Origin of the sequence: Martinezella calliandrae, from assembly GCF_030272695.1 — a bacterium.
Taxonomy (GTDB): Bacteria; Pseudomonadota; Alphaproteobacteria; order Rhizobiales; family Rhizobiaceae; genus Rhizobium; species Rhizobium calliandrae.
This window is the reverse complement of record NZ_JARFYN010000008.1, coordinates 156,253-175,071: the sequence shown is the minus strand read 5'-3', so window position 1 is coordinate 175,071 and position 18,819 is coordinate 156,253. Positions and strand designations below refer to the sequence as shown.

General features: G+C 60.0%; 15 protein-coding genes. 8 read left to right on the top strand and 7 right to left on the bottom strand.

What is annotated here, in order from left to right:
- Positions 1–8 precede the first annotated feature (8 nt).
- From sufC to PY650_RS08675, 3 genes are all read right to left on the bottom strand, one after another.
- Positions 9–764, bottom strand: a complete 756-nt coding sequence (sufC, locus tag PY650_RS08685; RefSeq protein WP_285878700.1) for a Fe-S cluster assembly ATPase SufC — start codon at positions 762–764, stop codon at positions 9–11.
- A 74-nt stretch (positions 765–838) separates the two neighbouring features.
- Complete coding sequence (sufB, locus tag PY650_RS08680) at positions 839–2,308, bottom strand: Fe-S cluster assembly protein SufB (RefSeq protein ID WP_285878699.1); 1,470 nt, start codon at positions 2,306–2,308, stop codon at positions 839–841.
- A gap of 148 nt (positions 2,309–2,456) precedes the next feature.
- A complete protein-coding gene (locus tag PY650_RS08675; protein ID WP_285878698.1) occupies positions 2,457–3,623 on the bottom strand; it encodes a cysteine desulfurase family protein in 1,167 nt (388 codons plus the stop codon).
- A 232-nt stretch (positions 3,624–3,855) separates the two neighbouring features.
- Here PY650_RS08675 and PY650_RS08670 point away from each other — a divergent pair, with 232 nt between their 5' ends.
- Positions 3,856–4,533, top strand: a complete 678-nt coding sequence (locus tag PY650_RS08670) for an alpha/beta hydrolase (RefSeq protein WP_133706014.1) — start codon at positions 3,856–3,858, stop codon at positions 4,531–4,533.
- A 164-nt stretch (positions 4,534–4,697) separates the two neighbouring features.
- Here the strand turns inward: PY650_RS08670 and PY650_RS08665 are convergent, their stop codons facing one another.
- On the bottom strand, positions 4,698–5,216 hold the full coding sequence (locus tag PY650_RS08665) for a GNAT family N-acetyltransferase (protein WP_285878697.1): 519 nt from the start codon (positions 5,214–5,216) through the stop codon (positions 4,698–4,700).
- Positions 5,217–5,387: 171 nt separating this feature from the next.
- Positions 5,388–7,826, bottom strand: a complete 2,439-nt coding sequence (locus PY650_RS08660; RefSeq protein ID WP_432761505.1) for a caspase family protein — start codon at positions 7,824–7,826, stop codon at positions 5,388–5,390.
- Between the two features lie 285 nt (positions 7,827–8,111).
- On the opposite strand from PY650_RS08660, the gene tyrS reads away from it, so the two are divergent.
- Both tyrS and PY650_RS08650 read left to right on the top strand, forming a co-directional pair.
- Positions 8,112–9,368, top strand: a complete 1,257-nt coding sequence (tyrS, locus tag PY650_RS08655) for a tyrosine--tRNA ligase (RefSeq protein ID WP_285878694.1) — start codon at positions 8,112–8,114, stop codon at positions 9,366–9,368.
- Positions 9,369–9,571: 203 nt separating this feature from the next.
- Positions 9,572–9,898 (top strand): hypothetical protein, encoded by a 327-nt coding sequence (locus tag PY650_RS08650; protein ID WP_285878693.1) that lies wholly within the window; start codon positions 9,572–9,574, stop codon positions 9,896–9,898.
- 107 nt (positions 9,899–10,005) lie between these two features.
- Here PY650_RS08650 and PY650_RS08645 read toward each other — a convergent pair whose 3' ends face one another.
- The gene (locus PY650_RS08645; RefSeq protein WP_285878692.1) at positions 10,006–13,422 is read right to left on the bottom strand and encodes a YhdP family protein; all 3,417 of its coding nucleotides are present in this window, start codon (positions 13,420–13,422) and stop codon (positions 10,006–10,008) included.
- Between the two features lie 145 nt (positions 13,423–13,567).
- On the opposite strand from PY650_RS08645, the gene PY650_RS08640 reads away from it, so the two are divergent.
- The 5 genes from PY650_RS08640 to PY650_RS08620 all read left to right on the top strand — a co-directional run bounded on the left by PY650_RS08640 (position 13,568) and on the right by PY650_RS08620 (position 18,493).
- Positions 13,568–14,035: a peroxiredoxin gene (locus PY650_RS08640; RefSeq protein ID WP_285878741.1), complete on the top strand. Its 468-nt coding sequence runs from the start codon at positions 13,568–13,570 to the stop codon at positions 14,033–14,035.
- Positions 14,035–14,877, top strand: coding sequence for a ferritin-like domain-containing protein (locus tag PY650_RS08635; RefSeq protein ID WP_285878691.1), 843 nt, complete (start codon positions 14,035–14,037; stop codon positions 14,875–14,877). Before PY650_RS08640 ends, PY650_RS08635 begins: the two co-directional genes overlap by 1 nt.
- Positions 14,878–14,987: 110 nt before the next feature.
- Positions 14,988–16,361, top strand: a complete 1,374-nt coding sequence (locus tag PY650_RS08630) for a peptidoglycan DD-metalloendopeptidase family protein (protein WP_432761504.1) — start codon at positions 14,988–14,990, stop codon at positions 16,359–16,361.
- Positions 16,362–16,484: 123 nt separating this feature from the next.
- Complete coding sequence (locus PY650_RS08625) at positions 16,485–18,056, top strand: DEAD/DEAH box helicase (protein WP_490390925.1); 1,572 nt, start codon at positions 16,485–16,487, stop codon at positions 18,054–18,056.
- A gap of 14 nt (positions 18,057–18,070) precedes the next feature.
- Entirely contained in the window at positions 18,071–18,493 is a 423-nt protein-coding gene (locus PY650_RS08620; RefSeq protein WP_285878688.1) for an NUDIX domain-containing protein, read from the top strand.
- A 3-nt stretch (positions 18,494–18,496) separates the two neighbouring features.
- On the opposite strand, the gene PY650_RS08615 is transcribed toward PY650_RS08620, so the two are convergent.
- Positions 18,497–18,817, bottom strand: a complete 321-nt coding sequence (locus PY650_RS08615; protein ID WP_285878687.1) for a TfoX/Sxy family protein — start codon at positions 18,815–18,817, stop codon at positions 18,497–18,499.
- Positions 18,818–18,819: the final 2 nt, after the last annotated feature.

Sequence of the window (18,819 nt, the reverse complement as noted above, 5' to 3'; positions counted from 1 at the left end):
CGCCCCGATCAGGCTGCAGCCCCGATGATGTCGGCATAGCCGTTGGCTTCGAGCTCATGCGCCAGCGTCTTGTCACCCGACTTGATCACCTGTCCCTTGTAGAGCACGTGAACGGTGTCCGGAACGATATAGTCGAGCAGGCGCTGGTAGTGGGTGATGACGATCACGGCGCGGTCAGGCGAGCGCAGCGAATTGACGCCGTCCGCCACGATCTTCAATGCATCGATATCGAGACCGGAATCGGTTTCGTCCAGCACGCAGAGCTGCGGCTCGAGGAGCGCCATCTGCAGGATTTCAGCGCGCTTCTTCTCGCCGCCGGAGAAGCCGACATTCAGCGGGCGCTTCAGCATTTCGGTGTTGATGTGGAGCTTGCCGGCCGCGTCCTTGACCCGGCGCATGAAATCCGGCGTCGTCAGTTCGGCCTCGCCGCGGGCCTTGCGCTGCTCGTTCATCGCCACCTTCAGGAACTGCATGGTGGCGACGCCCGGGATCTCAACTGGATACTGGAAAGCCAGGAAGATGCCCTTGGCGGCGCGCTCGGCCGCGTCGAGTTCGAGAATGCTTTCGCCGTTGTAGAGGATGTCACCCTCGGTGACCTCGTAGTCCTCGCGGCCCGACAGGATGTAGGAGAGCGTCGACTTGCCGGAGCCGTTCGGACCCATGATGGCAGCCACTTCCCCCGCCTTCACCGTCAGGTCCAGGCCTCGGATGATCTCGGTGCCGTCTTCGGCGATACGGGCGTGCAGGTTCTTGATTTCAAGCATAGTAGAATCCTATCGAAGGAATGAAGGTGCGGCGCGCCGCTTGCGCGCCTGAAACATGTCTTTTGCCGAAAGCGTTAGCCGACGCTGCCTTCGAGCGAGATGCCGATCAGCTTCTGGGCTTCGACGGCGAACTCCATCGGCAGTTCCTGCAAGACTTCCTTGACGAAGCCGTTGACGATCAGTGCGATCGCCGCTTCTTGCGGAATGCCGCGCTGCAAGCAGTAGAACAGCTGATCCTCGGAGATCTTCGAGGTGGTGGCCTCATGCTCGAACTGCGCAGTCGAGTTCTTCGCCTCGATATACGGCACTGTGTGCGCACCGCACTTGTCGCCGATCAGGAGCGAATCGCACTGCGTGAAGTTGCGGGCATTCGAAGCGCGACGGTGAGCCGAGACCTGGCCGCGATAGGTGTTCTGCGACACGCCGGCGGCGATGCCCTTGGAGATGATGCGGCTCGAAGTGTTCTTGCCGAGATGGATCATCTTGGTGCCGCTGTCGACCTGCTGATGGCCGTTGGAGACGGCGATGGAGTAGAACTCGCCACGGCTGTCGTCGCCGCGCAGGATGCAGGACGGATATTTCCAGGTGATCGCCGAACCTGTCTCGACCTGCGTCCAGGAGATCTTGGAGCGCGCGCCGCGGCAATCGCCACGCTTGGTGACGAAATTGTAGATGCCGCCCTTGCCGTGCTTGTCGCCCGGGTACCAGTTCTGGACGGTCGAATACTTGATTTCGGCATCGTCCAGCGCGATCAGCTCGACCACGGCCGCATGCAGCTGGTTTTCGTCGCGCTGCGGCGCCGTGCAGCCTTCGAGATAGGAGACATAGGCTCCCTCTTCGGCAATGATTAGCGTGCGCTCGAACTGGCCGGTGTTCTTCTCGTTGATACGGAAATAGGTCGACAGCTCCATCGGGCACCGCACGCCCTTCGGCACGAAGACGAATGAACCGTCGGTGAAAACAGCCGAATTCAGCGTCGCATAGAAATTGTCGGTCGTCGGAACAACGGAGCCGAGATATTTGCGCACAAGTTCGGGATGCTCGCGGATCGCTTCCGAGATCGACATGAAGATCACGCCGGCCTTCTTCAGCTCGTCCTTGAAGGTGGTGACCACTGACACCGAATCGAACACGGCGTCGACAGCGATCTTCGACTGCTTGACGCCGGCGAGGATCTCCTGCTCGCGCAAGGGGATGCCGAGCTTCTCATAGACCTTCAGCAGTTCCGGATCGACCTCGTCGAGCGACGTCGGGCCAGAGGTGCTCTTGGGCGCTGCATAGTAATGGATGTCGTTAAAGTCGATCTTCGGATATTCGACGCGGGCCCAGGTGGGCTCTTCCAGCGTCAGCCAACGGCGGTAAGCCTCAAGACGCCATTCCAGCATCCATTCCGGCTCGCGCTTCTTGGCGGAAATCAGACGGATGATATCCTCGGACAGGCCTTTGGGAGCCTTGTCCATTTCAATCATGGTTTCGAAACCGTATTTATACTGGTCCACGTCGATCTGGCGAACCTGATCGACTGTTTCCTGGACTGCAGGCATGTCGTTCTCCAATCTCGCCGGATCCAAGGTCCGGCAGCTTGTCAACGTTGCGGCAGACTGAAATGTCTACCCTTTATGTAGTCGGCCAAAAGGGACTTTTCAGCCCGCTTGGCAAGCGGAAATTTCTGTTTCCGCAAAATTGTGGCCATTAGGCCGCAGCTCCGGCTTGTTTGCGCCGTCCCGCAATTCTGGCGAAAGCGGAAATTGCCCGGTCGATATCCTCTTCGCACGTCGAAAAGCCGAGCGAAATACGTAGCGCCCCGAGCTTGGGATCACGGCCCATCGCCACCAGCACATGGCTTTCACCCACCTTGCCGGAGGAGCAGGCCGAGCCTGCCGAAATCGCCAGTCCCTCGAGGTCGAAGGCGATCTGCCCGGTTTCGGATTTCAGCCCCGGCAAGGTGAAGAAACTGGTATTTGGCACGCGTGGACTGTCCTTGCCGTGAATGATGAGATCGGGCGCGGCCCGCAGCATGCCCTCCTCCAGCCGATCACGCAGTTTTTCGACGGCCGCGTTGCGGCTGTCGAACTCAGCCAGGGCTGCGGCAGCGGCGGCGCCAAAACCGATGACAGCGAGCGCGTTCTCGGTTCCGGAGCGATGCCCTTTTTCCTGGCCGCCGCCGTGAATCAGCGGCTTCGGCATCAACATCTCGCCGCGCGACACCAGCGCGCCGGCCCCTTTGGGTCCGCCAATCTTGTGCGACGAAACGATGAGGAAATCCGCTCCGATCGCGTTGATGTCGAGCAGAACCCGGCCCGCCGCCTGCACGGCATCCACGACAAATACGCCGCCGAACGCCTGAACGATCTTGGCTGCTTCGCCTACGGGCTGGAGGATACCCGTTTCGTTGTTGGCGAGCATGATCGCTACCATCGGCAGCCCGTTGGCCTTGTCATGTGCCGAAAGCATCGTTTCCAACACACCAAGATCGACAACGCCGTCCGACGTAACCGGAATTTCGCTGATCTTTTCCTTCGGAAACCTGCCGCCTTCCCGCACCGCAGGATGCTCGATGGCTGATAGATAGAGATGGCCGATCGCAAGCGGCGTGCGGCCCATGCGGAATTCCGGGGTCAGCACCATGTTGGCGGCTTCCGTCGCGCCGCTGGTGAAGACGACGTTTGCCGGTTCGGCGCCTGTCAGGCTTGCGACTTGCCGGCGCGCCGCCTCGATCGCCGCCCGGGCGGCACGGCCTTCGCCATGCACAGAATTGGGGTTTCCATAAAGGTCCAAGGCATGCAACATAGCGTCGCGCGCCGTCGGATGAAGCGGTGCGGTGCCATTCCAGTCGAGATAAAGGCGCGTTGCCGCCATAATCTTCTTCCTGCCTGACGAAGCTTGTTACGCCCGGCTCATTTTCCTTGAAATTTCAGCCGGGCATGCCTTATGACACGTTCCACAAATCGTCGAACGAACGACGCGTGGAAGATCGTGTCAAGTTTCGAATTGTTCTAAACTGCGTTCTAGAAAAGATGAGCGCATTAGTCAAGTCAACTTGCTGCGTCCCACCGGGTTTGAACGCAGAAAAAGAAGAGCCGGAGTATCGATGCCCGAAGTTATTTTCAACGGCCCCGCAGGCCGCCTTGAAGGCCGCTATCAACCCTCCAAGGAAAAGAGCGCGCCGATCGCGATCATCCTGCACCCCCATCCGCAGTTTGGCGGCACGATGAACAATCAGGTCGTCTATCAACTCTTCTACATGTTCCAGAAGCGCGGCTTTACGACGCTTCGCTTCAATTTCCGTGGCATTGGCCGCAGCCAAGGCGAATTCGACCATGGCGCCGGCGAGCTGTCGGATGCGGCCTCGGCGCTCGACTGGGTGCAGAGCCTGCATCCGGACTCCAAGAGCTGCTGGGTTGCCGGCTATTCCTTCGGCGCCTGGATCGGCATGCAGCTTCTCATGCGCCGCCCGGAAATCGAAGGTTTCATGTCGATCGCCCCGCAGCCGAACATCTACGATTTCTCCTTCCTGGCGCCCTGCCCGTCGTCCGGCCTGATCATCAACGGTGATTCCGACAAGGTCGCCCCGGAAAAGGACGTCAACGGCCTCGTCGAAAAGCTGAAGACGCAAAAGGGCATCCTCATCACCCACAGGATCGTCCCCGGCGCCAACCACTTCTTCAACGGCCAGGTCGAAACCCTACTCGGCGAATGCGAGGACTATCTCGATCGTCGCCTGAACGGTGAATTGGTGCCGGAGCCGGCCGCCAAACGGATCAGGTGAAGATCCCCTTCTCCCTCGGGGAGAAGTGGCAAGAACGGCGGCTTGGAGGCTCGCCGCATCGCGGCGAGCGGCTGAGAGCACCACCAAGAGACCTCTCATCTTTCAATGGCGCCCCTCAACCGCAGCTTCGCTCCACCTTCTCCCGGTTCGGGCGAAGGTATGGGTTAGCGCGACATCTGAAAACTTGGACATACGATCCCGTCGATCAAAATCGAGGCGCGCGGCTGCATACCGATCTTGCGGAGAACGCGTTGCGAGGCGGCGTTTCTCGGATGCGTCAAGGCAATGAACTGGCGGGCGAAGCCGCGTTTGAAAAACCACTCCGCCAGCGCGCTTGCAATCTCGGTCGCATAGCCGTTTCCCCAGGCTTCCCGGCGGATGGAATAGCCAAGCTCGAATTCGCCGCGTTCGCGCTCCTGCTCAAACCGCGAAAAGCCAGCTCGGCCGATGAAACGGCCGTCGTCGCGCCTGAGCAGCTTGTATTTGGTCACGCCGTCGCGCGCTTGTTCGCCGAACCAGGTCTTCAGGCGTTCCTCGGCCTTCTCCAGGGTCCATGGGACGGCACCGGAAAGATAGCGCGTCGTTTCCAACGTCGAATGCAGCTGCCTGATCATTTCGGCATCACGCTCGTCCCACATCGTCAGAACGAGGCGCGGGGTTTCAAGTATGATGGTGTCGCTCATTTGCCCGCCTGTTTTTCTCGATAAATCTGAAGCACGCGCCAAGCGTGCGACCGTACCGGTTCGCATAAGTGCCAAACGCACAGCGTGATTTCAACAAGCGCGTCGGAGCGACAATCCTGATAGCGAAGGCCCGCCGGAGCGGGCCTTCAGATCATCGGCGGATATAATCGGTCATTTGCATGCAGGCTGGCCCGGAGCACCGCACGGCTTCTTTGGCGGAGGTTTCTGTGGCTGAGCAGCCGGAGGCTTCTGCGGCGCGGGCGTCGGTCTCACCTGCTGCTGCATGACCCTTGGCTGTGGTTGCGGCCTCGGTTGAGCCTGCGGTTGGGGTTGCGGCCTCGGTTGAGCCTGCGGTTGGGGTTGCGGCCTCGGTTGAGCCTGCGGCTTCGGAGCGGGCGGCGCCTTCGGCTGTGCAGCAACACGCGGCGCCGGCTTTGGTTGAGCAGCCGGCGGATTGGCTTGGCGTGGCGGTGCGGCAGCGACAGGAGGCTGGTTGCTGACCGGCGGCTTATTGACCGCTGCGGGTTTCGCCGGAACCTTGGCGACAGCAGCAGGCGCAGGCGGCTTCACGGTCTGGGCACGAACATTGGGCTTCGGCGTGCCAACAGCGGTATTCCGCTGAACGCTTGGTGCGGTCTGAGGTGCTGGAGCAATCTGATTTTGACCTTTCGCCGCAGGCGCGCTGCCGACGGGCGGCAGCGGTTGCCCTGTCGAACCGGGAATCGCGCGCGCTTTGGCATTTGCAGCTGGCTGTGCAGGTTGAGGAGCTACGGCCGGATTTTGCGCGGCATTGGGTGCTGCCTGAGGCGGTTGTGCCGGTTTGGCCTGAGGTGCTGCTTGATTGCTCGGCAGCTTGCCGGCCGGCGGCAGCGGCTGGCCGCTGGCACCTGGAAGCGCATGAGCGGCGTTCCCGCCCTGCGGCAGAACCGAAGGCGCCACCGCAGGTCCGGTTGCCGGCGCTGTTCTTGCTGCTGGCGCTGGATTTTGCTTCTGCTGAACCGCGGCCTTCTTCTGCACCGACGGCGGCAAGGCGACATGCAGGGCCGCAGCACCTGCGCCGGCGATGACGGCGGCGGCGCCGAGCTTCTGTCCCGTCGTCAGTCCCGGCGCAGCAGGTGCGGCCGGTGCAGCGCCGTTCTCGTTGACGGTCGTATTGTTGTTGACGACCGTGTTGTGGATGTTGTTGAAAATGATGTCATTTTGGGGCGGCGCCACATTGCGTGGGGGCTCGACCCAATCTTGAACCGGAACGAAGACCGGTGCCGGCAAAACGTAGATGTCGTCCGAATACTGCGGTGGCGCCAGCACGACGAAATCCGGTGGCGGCGGTGCCAGGAAGACGACGGGCGGCGGCGGCGCATAGCCGAAGTCGGAATCATCGAAATAAAGGTCACGCCGTTCGACATAGACGATTTCCGGCGGCGGCGGTGGCGGCACGTCGTATTCGATCACGGTAAACGACTGCGGCGGCTCAAGTGCCGCTTCGAAATGTTCGAGGCGACGGCGAGCATCCCAGACATGGGGACCGCGCGGATAACGTCTGAGATAGGACCAATAGGCCTCCGGCGTGTCCGCAGCCCAGGTCTCGCGCCAGGTAATAGCTTCGCGACGGGCGGCAATGATGGCGCGCACCCGCTTTGCCATGGCGTCGTGCGGATAGGCGGCGAGGAAGTCTTCGTAGCCCTCCATCGTGTCTCGGTCGAGCGCGGCAAAATAGGCATCCCGCTCGTTGAATTCGCGGATCGCCTTCGTCCGGATTGCAGCACTATCGTAGCTGGAGAGCTGAGCGGCTGGCGCATTGGGGCCGCGATCGAAGAAGGTGAAATCATTGTTGAATTTCGAGGCATCCCACGAAATCTGCGCGCCCTTGGTCAAATCGCTGACCCGCAGGCGTGTCCGATCGAACACGTCGCCGAGCGACAGACCGCCGGCACGGATCATCTCCGCCAGCGCATGCGCATAGGAACCATAGGGGCCCGGCTCCTGCGGCGCGACCGTACCGGGTGCCGCATTGAAGGCGATCAGCTGATTGGCGTCTGGCTCGACCAACGCCAGGCCGCTGGCCAGCGGTTGATTGGACTGCACGAATGGATTGGCTCTTGCCGCATCGAGCACGACGATGCTGCCGCGATTGTTGAGGGCGGCCAGCGATTTGGTGAAATCGCCCATCCGCACGGCCTGGAGCGGGACATCCGTGGCATTGGCGATTTGCGCATCCACAGGCACGAAATAATTGTCGCCCTGATACTGCACCCCGTAGCCAGCCAGATAGACGAAAACGACGGTATTGGGACCTGACGCATTCGCTTTCGTCAGAAAGTCCCTCATCGCATCGCGCAACCCGTTCTGATCGAGGTCGCGTGCGCCGATCACATCGAAGCCGGCGGCCTGCAGCGTTTGCGCAATCAGGCCGGCATCATTGGCTGACGTCGGCAAGGCGGCCGTCTGATAGGCAGCATTGCCCACCACGAGCGCTATTCTCTTTTCGGGGGAACCTTGGGCTTGGGCCGCACTTGAAACAGCGATACCGGCCAAAACCAACATCATGGCAAAGAATGCCCGGATCGTCTTTCTGAATGACGATCCCATTATCGACAGCAGAGGTGACATACCTGTTTCTTTCACGCAATACTCGGCATACACGACCCCAGAATAGAATATTAGGATTCGATTTAGGCGAATGCGCGGCAGGTTCTCGGCCGCCTCCGGGCGATGTTAAGGCCTATTCGCGACCACAAGCGCCTGCTTACAGATCCCGCTTCTGCCGAAACTTGCTATGCGTCCCACCAAAATGATGACGCGCCGGAAAATCGGTGCTAAAGGCGCCCGACGACATCCAACAACAGCGAATTCGCCGCGTCCTTTGGTGATGCGGCGCCCCGAGAGACCAAAATCATGGCTGAGTTCAAATCCGATTTCCTGCGCACCCTTAAAGAGCGCGGCTTTATCCATCAGATTTCCGATGAAGCCGGTCTCGACGCTCTCTTCGCCAAGGAAACCGTGACGGCCTATATCGGTTTCGATCCGACGGCACCGAGCCTGCATGCGGGCTCGCTGATCCAGATCATGATGCTGCATTGGCTGCAGGCGACCGGCCACCGCGCCGTGTCGCTGATGGGCGGCGGTACCGGCATGGTCGGCGATCCCTCCTTCAAGGAGGAATCGCGGCAGTTGATGACGATCGATACCATTGAAAGCAACATCGCCTCGATCAAGCGCGTCTTTTCGAACTACCTATCATACGGCGAAGGCCCCAAAGATGCGTTGATGATCAACAACGCCGAGTGGCTCCGGTCCCTCAATTACCTCGAGTTCCTGCGCGATGTCGGCCGGCACTTTTCGGTCAACCGCATGCTGTCCTTCGATAGCGTCAAGACTAGGCTTGACCGCGAGCAGTCGCTGTCCTTCCTCGAATTCAACTATATGATCCTTCAGGCCTATGATTTCGTCGAACTGGCCAAGCGCTACGATTGCCGCCTGCAGATGGGTGGTTCGGATCAATGGGGCAATATCGTCAACGGCATCGATCTTGGTCACCGCATGGGGACGCCGCAGCTTTTTGCCCTCACCTCGCCGCTGCTGACCACCGCTTCCGGCGCCAAGATGGGCAAGTCGGCCTCCGGTGCCGTCTGGCTGAACGCCGATTTGCTTTCGGCCTATGATTTCTGGCAGTACTGGCGCAACACCGAAGACGCGGACGTCTCCCGCTTCCTGAAGCTCTACACAACGTTGCCGATGGATGAGATCGCCCGGCTTTCGGCGCTTGCGGGCTCGGAGATCAACGAGGTCAAGAAGGTCCTGGCGACGGAAGTCACAGCTATCCTGCATGGCCGCGAAGCCGCCGAACTTGCCGCCGAGACAGCGCGCAAGACCTTCGAAGAAGGCGGCCTTTCCGAGAACCTGCCGTCCGTCGACGTCCCCGCCTCCGAGCTCGACGTTGGCATCGGCCTTTTGTCGCTGATCGTCCGTGCGGGCCTCGCCGGCTCGAACGGCGAAGCGCGCCGCCATGTTCAAGGCGGCGCTGTTCGCATCAACGATCAAGCAATCAGCGACGAACGCAAGGTGATCGGCAGCGGCGAAGTGACCTCTGACGGCGTCATCAAGCTGTCGCTCGGCAAGAAAAAGCACATCCTGATCCGCCCCGCGGCTTGAGCGGAGAAAAAGAAAAAAGACGAAGAGAAGCCGGCGCATCCCGCCGGCTTCTTTGCGCTTTCAGCACCAGCCGCGGCGAGATTCTAGCCGTTTGGCAACCCGCATTGACGCAATTGCAACGCCGCAGGCAATTTGATGCGCGGTCATGTCGGATCGCGACCCTCTCATTCGTCTTCTCTGAAGATCAACTCTGGAGGTGAGCCATGGACGAACTGCCGGTGATCAAAACAAGGCGCAAAGGCAGAAGCCTTACGCAGAGCATGCTGATTCCGACCGAGAAAATGGTGGTCGAGGCGCTAAGGGCCGCTCCTCCGGGCGAATTGTCCGACATTGGGGATATAAGACGCGTGCTCGCGAGACAATACGGGGCGGATGCCTGTTGCCCGGTAACCGTCCAGAAACACTTGGTGCAGATCAGTCAGGACGGAACGGCGCCGTTTTGGCGGGTTGTGGATCCCGATCGGCCATTTGCCCGGCGCATGATCGGTGGGCCGGAGCGCATACGCGAGCGGTTGGCGGGTGAAAAATGATCCGCCGTCTCCACGCAATAAATGCGCAGCGCCTCTGCCGAAATCGAACCGAGAGCGGAGCGACGATGATTGTGCAGTCGATTTCTGCCAAACCTGGCCGTGCTAACTTAAAATTCGAAGATCTGGCGGAACACGCCCGGCGCGATGATCGATAGCGGGTTGATCTGCAGGTTCGGCTTGTCGAAATTACCCGTAAGCCTGAATGTGATGCCGATCAAGCCGCGATCGCTGCCATTGCCGAGAATGAAACCAACGATTGGCACCTCCGCGAACAGCCGGTTGAGACCGTAGGCGGGCATGAAGGTGCCGGTCAGGTCCATATTGCCGTTCGCGTCCTTGACCGTGCCCTGGAAGGTCGCGCCCACCTGCACACCGCGGACCACACCGTTTTCTACCGCGAGAGCCCCGTTGCGCAGTACCAGTCGCGCAAAGCCCCGCTCGAAACTCTGCGAGCGCGTGTCGATATTCTCTTTGACCGCGGAATTCAGGCTCTGGCCGTTCCTGCCGCTCGGCGTCGATACGATGGTCGAGAGCTTCTTTTCGTCGATTATCGCAAAGTTGCGGATATCGAGCGATCCGTCCCAGGCATCCGGGCCCGTGGAGCGCAGCGACAAGTTCAGTAGGCCGCCTTTCAGGTGCTTGTAGAGGTCAGCAAATCGCGCCACGGCGCCGGCGTCGCCACTGGTGATGCGAATGGTGCCGCCGTCTCCGCCCTTGCTCATCTGGCTGACGACAGCCTCGCCGCTGCGGGTGAGGCCAGAAAAATCCGCTGCTATGATGCGGCTACCGACGATGGAATACACGCCCTTGAGATTGCTGATCGTCTCATCGTTGAAGCCGATAACTTTGTCGAGATTGGCGTGGATCACGGCGCCGGATCCATCACCCCTATCGTCGCCCTTGTTGCTCGACGATGTTTTCAGCCGCGCCAGCACCGGGCGCAGATCGACGGAACTTCCGGCAACGGAGATGTCGTAGCCACCGCTTTTGCCGCGCTTGACCGACAGCGCGAAATCGTCGAGCGCAGAAAGCTTGACGCTATCGAAACTTGCCGACGTCAGGCCGCCCCTGTTGATGACGAGATCGCCGCTGACCCCAAAACCATCGCCTTTAAGGACGAAATCTTTGAGTGTTGTCTGACTTTCCGGCCCGGAGGCCTCGAACTGGGCGCTGGCGGGAATGCCGCTGCCCTTTGACCAGCCGACCCACGGTACGGTCAGAGCCGCCTTGCCGAGGTCGACTTTGACGCCCTGGCTATCGTCATCGATGCGCGTGAGCTCAATCTTAATGGGACCGTCGATAATATCTTTGAGGCCGGGCAGGACCGCATTGCGCTGGGTATCGGTCAGCGTGGCGGTGATCACACGGCTGCGTTTGGCTGACGACTTATCGTCCGTCGGCTCGACCATATCGATCTGCGCGGGGATGCCATCGATCTGAACCTGGGCATTCAAATGCACGGATTGTGGGTCGGCATCGATTTCGCCGGTCAGATTGGAGATCTTGCGATTGTTCATCGGCTTTAGCAGATCGACGTCGTCGAGCTGCAAGTTCGCCTTCCAGACCGGCGGCGGCGGTTTCTGGTCGCTGATCAGGCCGATGGTGGCATCGACCTTGGCGACGATCTTGCCGTTGAAATTCTCTGGCTTGAATTCGGTTCGCTGCAGCACCTGCAAGGGCTTGTAAGTCAATAACTCGCCGATGGAATCGCCACTGCCTGCTATGTCCAGCTTTAGCTCGGCCATCAGCGGCTTGTCGTAGGTCGAGGGAATGGAGAAATTACTGTCGCTCAGCGTTATCGAACGCCCCGTCGGGAAATAGGACGTGCCCTTCAAGATATCGACGCTCATCGTCGGGCCCGTCAGATCGAAATGCGCTTTCGTATCGCGGATCGGCGGAATCTCGCCCGGCACGTCGAGGCGGGCGTTTTCGATATCGAAGGCGATATGCAGCTCGTTCTTTCCAAGTTGCAGTTTGCCAGTCTGCGCTGCCACCGCCAGTCGTCCGGCGGGAATGAAGACCGAGATGGCCCCATTGGTCACCGTACCGCCGAAAAGGTTCTTCTCCACCCAGGTCCGTGGCTTCGAAGCCATCCAGAACGGCCAAAGCTGTTTGATCGCGGCCGTATCGAGCTTGTCGGCACGACCGCCGAAGCTGATCTCAGGGGAACTGTCGCCAAGTTTCATATGCAGAGAGCCGAACAACGCACCGAGCGGCGTCGAGATGCCGAGATTGTCTAATTGCAGTTCCTTGGTCGCCGCCAGGAAGCGGCCCGTCGCCTGCCCGTCGAAGCTGACCGGCTGCTCGCCCGAGAGTGAGGACGCTGCCGTGGCGCCGTGGATCAGGAAGTCGATGCCGAAACCCTTGCCGGCATTGGCGTCGATCCGGTCCAGATCGATTAGTGCGCCGGAGAATGGCACCACCGTGCCGACGAATTGGGCTTTCGACGGCGCGATCTCGAGTGTTTGATGATCGAAGTTATAGGTGAAGTTGATGTTGGCCTGCGTCAGCTCTTGCTCGTCGTGGTCCATGTAAAGCGTGCCGGGCTGGACATCGATGGAGGCACTTACCTTTGGATCCTTGCCGGCGCCGCCGCGAACGGCAGTAACGGTCATGCCGGCGAAACTCATGATGCCTTGCCGCGGCGTGCCGTTCTGATCGTAGGCCATCGTCAGCGGCTTCAGGTCAAGATTGGTGAGCTTGGCGGTCAGCGATGAGCTGCGGCCGGCCTCCTGCTGGTCGGCGTGCACATCGAGCGTCGCGACGGAGCCGTTGACCGCCACCTGTCCATAAAGACGTAAGGACGTCGGCCCACTGCGTTCGAAGGTAAGACTGTCGACCACGAGCGAGATCGGATCGCCCTCCCGCCGCGCCAGCTTGACGGTAAATCCGGAAATTCTGACCGAGTTCGTGCCGCCGCGCTCGACGAAACGCTGCAGGAAATCGAGATTGTCGAAGGCTAAATCCAACCCCTGCGGCAGCGCATCGACACGCAGCGTCGTCAGATCGACGGGATCGCCCTGGGGCAGCAGCGATGTGTCGAGCGCGATGCCTTGTGCCGCCACAGAGGCAACCTCGACACGTCCTTCGACAAGAGCCAGGGGATCGAGCACCATGCTGACCGCCGACATCGTCGACAAATGCTTGCCGCTTTCCTGGTCCACTACATTGACGTCGCGGGCTTCAAGCTCAAGCCGCAGACTGGGCGTGAAACGCACCACGGTCGAACCGACTTCCGCCTTGTAGCGTGGGCCGATCGCTCGATCGAGCGCAAGCGCAGCCTTCTGTGACAAGGGCTGGTCGAATACGCCGCCCTCGATCGTGGCGATGACCGCGCCAAGCATCACGGCAAGAAAGGCGGTGAAGACAAGGGTAATGCGGCAGACATGCCAAACATGCGAGCGACTGCGACGGACAGGCTCGGGGACATGGACGATCAAAGGGTCGTCGACCTGAGCCGAAGGCAGGTGGTCGAGCGAGACGAGATCCTTTTTGCGGAATGTAACCTTTTCGCCTCGGATCACTCCCGTGCGTCCCTTTCGTATTTTGCAATTTTGTTGGTGACGCTGCGTCCTATGTGGACGGCATACCGGTGCAGTATATATGGCTGCAACTTAGTGTCATCCAAAATCCCGGCAAAAGAAAGGTTTTCCCGTGACCGAAATCCGTATGGTTGAATTGGGCATCGGCGACCAGGCCCCATATTTCGATCTTCCGCGTGACGGTGGCGGCCGTGTGCGCCTTATTGATTTTGCCGGCAAGCCATTGGTGCTTTTCTTCTATCCCAAGGATGATACGACCGCCTGCACCGCCGAATCGGTCTCCTTCACCGCGCTTGCGGCGGATTTCGAAAAGGCCGGCGCGGCCATACTCGGCATGTCACCGGATCCAGTCAGGAGCCATGACAAGTTCGTGAAGAAGCACGCCCTTTCCATCCCCCTTGCCGCCGATGAGGAGAAGGTTGCGGCGGAAGCCTATGGCGTCTGGCGGCAAAAGAGCATGTATGGCAGGACCTTCATGGGCGTCGTGCGCTCGACCTTTCTGATCGGAGCGGACGGTAAGATCGTCAAGATCTGGGACAAGGTCAAAGTGGCAGGCCATGCCGAAGACGTCTTGGCCGCGGTCAAGGAGCTCTGATGCCCGTGAGCATGCCGGTGGAAATCGAGGCCATCACCTCGCTTCGGGGCGGCGCAATCGCCGCCATCTGCTCGGCCGATCTCGACCGCAAGACGGCGCTTGCTCAGGTTTCGGCGACCCGCTGGTTTGGGCGCACCCTTTCGCTGCGCTCGCCGCTCGACCCGGCACTGCCCGTTCGACCAGGCCGGCCGGAAAAGCCGGAACTGGTTCCGCCGAAGCATATGGAGAAGCGCTCGCTGCATACGGTCAAGGGCCGTATCGCGCTGCTGCACGCGATCGCCCATATCGAGCTCAACGCTGTCGATCTGGCGCTCGATATCGTCGCGCGCTTCGCCACCGAGCCGGTGCCCCATTCGTTCTTTGATGGCTGGATGCAAGTTGCTTTCGAGGAGGCCAAGCATTTTCGCATGGTCCGGACACGCTTGCGCGATCTTGGCGCCGATTATGGCGATCTGCCCGCCCATGACGGCCTGTGGCAGGCCGCGCACGCAACCCGCAACGATCTCACGGCTCGCCTTGCCGTCGTGCCGCTAATCCTCGAAGCCCGCGGTCTCGACGTGACGCCGGCGCTACAAGCCAAAATGCGCGAGACGGGCGACATGGAGAGCGCTTCCGTCCTCGACGTCATTTACAATGATGAAAAGGGGCACGTTGCCGTCGGCGCAAAATGGTTCCGCTTTCTCTGCGCGCGTGAGCGGCGCGATCCCGCGCGCACGTTCCAGGACCTGGTACGCGCCAATTTCCGCGGTCAGCTGAAAGCGCCGTTTAACGATATTGCCCGTGCCGAAGCTGGTCTAACCCCCTCCTTCTATCGCTCGCTGACGTCCACAAGCAATACCTAACATACTAAACTATAAGAGTTTTTTTGTTTTCTAGGGGTGGAGTGGAAAGCAATCGTTAACCATAATTCCGTGTAATTCTTCAATGGATGCCAAGAGGTATCGATTGGGAGATGTCGGTGACAGCCAAGCCTCAGAACCGGGTTTTCGGCAAGCAGAAGCGGCAGCACACTATCATTGTGGCAAGCGGTGATAGCGTGCGTCACATGACCGTGCGCCCATGGATGACTGTGCTTGCCGTATGCCTGGTCGGTGTCTTTTCGATTGGCTATCTCCTCGCCACCTCCTATCTCGTGCTGCGCGATGACCTGATTGGCGCCACCATCGCCCGGCAGGCGCGCATGCAATATGACTACGAGGACCGTATTGCGGCGCTCCGCGCACAGGTCGACCGCGTGACGTCGCGTCAGCTTCTAGACCAGCAGGTGGTCGAGGAAAAAGTCGACAAGCTGATGAAACAACAGCAGGCTTTGTCTTCGCGCCACGGAAAACTCGATACGCTCCTCGACCGCGCCGAAAATTCCGGCCTGATGAGCAAGGATGCGCCTTCCGGTGCAAGTGCGGCAGCGGCCAAAGGCGACGACGCAGATAAGGGCGATCACGCGGAGCTGACGGGAGGGCTGAAATCGATCGAGAAGCTTCTGTCGAGCGGCCGGCCTGCCGACGCCACACCCGACAATTCCACCCTCGCCTATGTTCCGGCCCCTGAAACCGTTGCCGATCGGGCCGACCGTGTGTTCTCGAAGGTCACGTTGTCGCTCAAACATATTGAACAGGATCAACTGGCCCGCGTGCGGCATCTGACCAACGGCGCGTCCGAGACCGCCGATGATATCCAGTCAATCATGCAGAATGTCGGCGTCAAGGTTCCGACCGCAACGGCAAGCGCTGAAATCAAGGGTGATGATCCCGCAAATGACGATGGAGGCGTTGGCGGTCCCTATGTTGCGCCGGAGAAAGTCGATCAATTCGATCAGTCCATGGCCGATCTCGACACGGCTTTAACGCGCCTGGAGACCATACGTAGTGCCGCCGAAAGCCTGCCCTTCCGCAATCCTGCGCCGGGTAAGCTGATCACCAGCCCCTTCGGCAATCGCAAGGACCCTTTCTTCGGCAAGCTGGCGCTGCATACTGGCACCGATTTCCATTTCAATCCCGGAGAAAAGGTCAAAGCCACGGCCGCAGGCAGGATTGTCTCCGCGGCCTGGGCCGGCGGTTACGGCAACATGGTCGAGATCGACCATGGCGATGGCGTCTCCACACGTTACGGCCATATGGCGGAAATCCTGGTCAGACCCGGCGATATGGTCAAGACCGGCGACACCATCGGCCTTGCTGGCAGCACGGGACGTTCGACCGGGACGCATCTTCACTATGAAGTCCGCGAGAACGGCCACCCGATCGACCCGATGTATTTCATCAATGCGGGCACGAAGCTCGCGAGTTATATGAGTGGCCTTGGCACAATTTCACCGCGAGAATTGTGACAAACGAGCAACAAATCTGGCGCTAATCTAAAAATTGCGTTATCTATTGCTTTGAAGCTTTCTGAAGCGCCCGCTTTCCTTGACTTGGCGGGTATTTGGTTTTATGTCGCGCTGCATCGCGGCATGCTTGAGCGTGTCGACTCACGAGTGTTCGACCGAACCGGAACGGAAATAGTTTTCCCTTTGACAACATTTGCTGACCTTGGCCTGAGCCAAAAAGTCCTATCCGCGGTTACAGACGCGGGCTACACCACACCGACTCCGATCCAAGCCGGCGCAATTCCTTTTGCGCTGCAGCGTCGTGATATCTGCGGCATCGCGCAGACGGGTACCGGCAAGACCGCGTCCTTCGTCCTGCCGATGCTGACGCTTTTGGAAAAGGGCCGCGCCCGGGCGCGCATGCCACGCACCCTGATCCTTGAGCCGACGCGCGAACTCGCAGCACAGGTTGCCGAGAATTTCGAGAAATACGGCAAGAACCATCGCCTGAACATCGCTCTGCTGATTGGCGGCGTCTCCTTCGAAGATCAGGACCGCAAGCTGGAGCGCGGCGCCGACGTGCTGATCTGCACGCCCGGCCGCCTGCTCGACCATTTCGAGCGCGGCAAGCTGTTGATGAGCGCCGTCGAAATCTTCGTCATCGACGAAGCCGACCGCATGCTGGACATGGGCTTCATCCCGGATATCGAGCGCATCGCCAAGCTTATCCCCTTTACGCGCCAGACGCTGTTCTTCTCGGCCACGATGCCGGGCGAAATCCAGAAGCTTGCGGATCGCTTCCTGCAAAATCCGGAGCGCGTTGAAGTCGCCAAGCCGGCCTCGACGGCAAAGACGGTCACGCAGCGTTTCGTCGCCTCGCACGGCAAGGATTACGAGAAGCGCGCCACGCTGCGCGATCTCATCCGCTCTCAGACCGATTTGAAGAACGCCATCATCTTCTGCAATCGCAAGAAGGATGTCGCAGATCTTTTCCGATCGCTGGAACGCCACGGTTTCTCGGTCGGCGCGCTGCATGGCGATATGGATCAGCGTTCGCGCACGACGATGCTGCAGAATTTCCGAGACGGCAATATCCAGCTTCTCGTAGCCTCTGACGTCGCGGCACGCGGCCTTGATCTTCCCGATGTCGGCCACGTTTTCAATTTCGATGTTCCAATCCATTCGGAAGATTATGTTCACCGTATCGGCCGCACTGGCCGCGCCGGTCGCTCAGGTTCCGCGTTCACCATCGTGACGAAGCGCGATACCAAACATGCCGATGCAATCGAAAAGCTGATCGGCGAAAATGTCGAATGGCTGAATGGCGACCTGTCGTCGCTGCCGCCGGCAGAAGAAAGCCGGGACGACGACCGTTCCTCCCGTCGTCGCGATTCCAAGAGCAGAGGCCGCGATCGCAGCCGCGGAGGCCGTGGCGCCTCGAGTCATAAATCTGATATCGACGTCGAGGATAATGATGTCGATGTGATGGAAGCAGCACCAGCAAAGGCCGAAAGCGTGAGAAACGAGCGCAAGTCTGAGAGCAACAACAAGTCCAATAGCGGTTCTCGTAACAGCCACCGGCCCTTCCCCGCTGCCAACGACGACAATCGCGAGCGCCGCAATCGCTATCGCGATCAGGACGACGGCCCGACGCCGGTCGGCTTCGGCGACGATATCCCTGCTTTCATGCTGATTGTCGCCAACGCCAAGGGCTGATAGGGCCAGGCGGCATGGGGAAACCCGGCATCGACTTCCCAGGACTAGGAACCGGTCTTGCAATTTTGCGGGACGGTAAGCTGTTGCTCTACAAGCGCCTCAAGGCGCCGGAGGCTGGCTTCTGGAGCATCGTCGGCGGCAAGGTCGACCACATGGAGCCGGCCGAGGACGCGGCCATCCGCGAGGCTGAAGAGGAAAGCGGCCTTTCAATCGGCCATGTCGACCACCTTTGCACCACGGAAGTTATTGTCGAAGCCGACCGCCAGCACTGGATTTCCTTGATCTACGTCACCCAAGATTTTAAAGGGGAGGCGCGCCTCGTCGAGCCTGACAAGCTCTCCGATTTCGGATGGTTTGGCCGCAGCGAGCTACCGCAGCCGCTATCGGCTTTTGCGCATGCGGCGATTGCGCATCTGAGTGAAGACGCGTTCCGCTGAACCCTACTTTTCGGCCCTTACGGCCGCCTCATAAGCCAGCCTCACCCAGCGTGCCATGATATCCGGATCATCGAAAGCATCATCGGGGATCGACCAATAGGGCATATTGACGGGCTTGCCCTTCCTGCCTTCGTAGGCCCAGCGCCTGGCGCCGGCCGCCTCGAATTCCGCAGCGCTGACCTCGTCTGCTTTTAGCAGCATCTCGTCGCTCACTTCGACTGCGACGATACGGCCCATATGATAGACGCCCTTGCCGCCAAACATGCGCTTGATCGTTACCGGCCCAAGCGCCTGGAACATCTCTTCGATCTCGATATTATCCATGC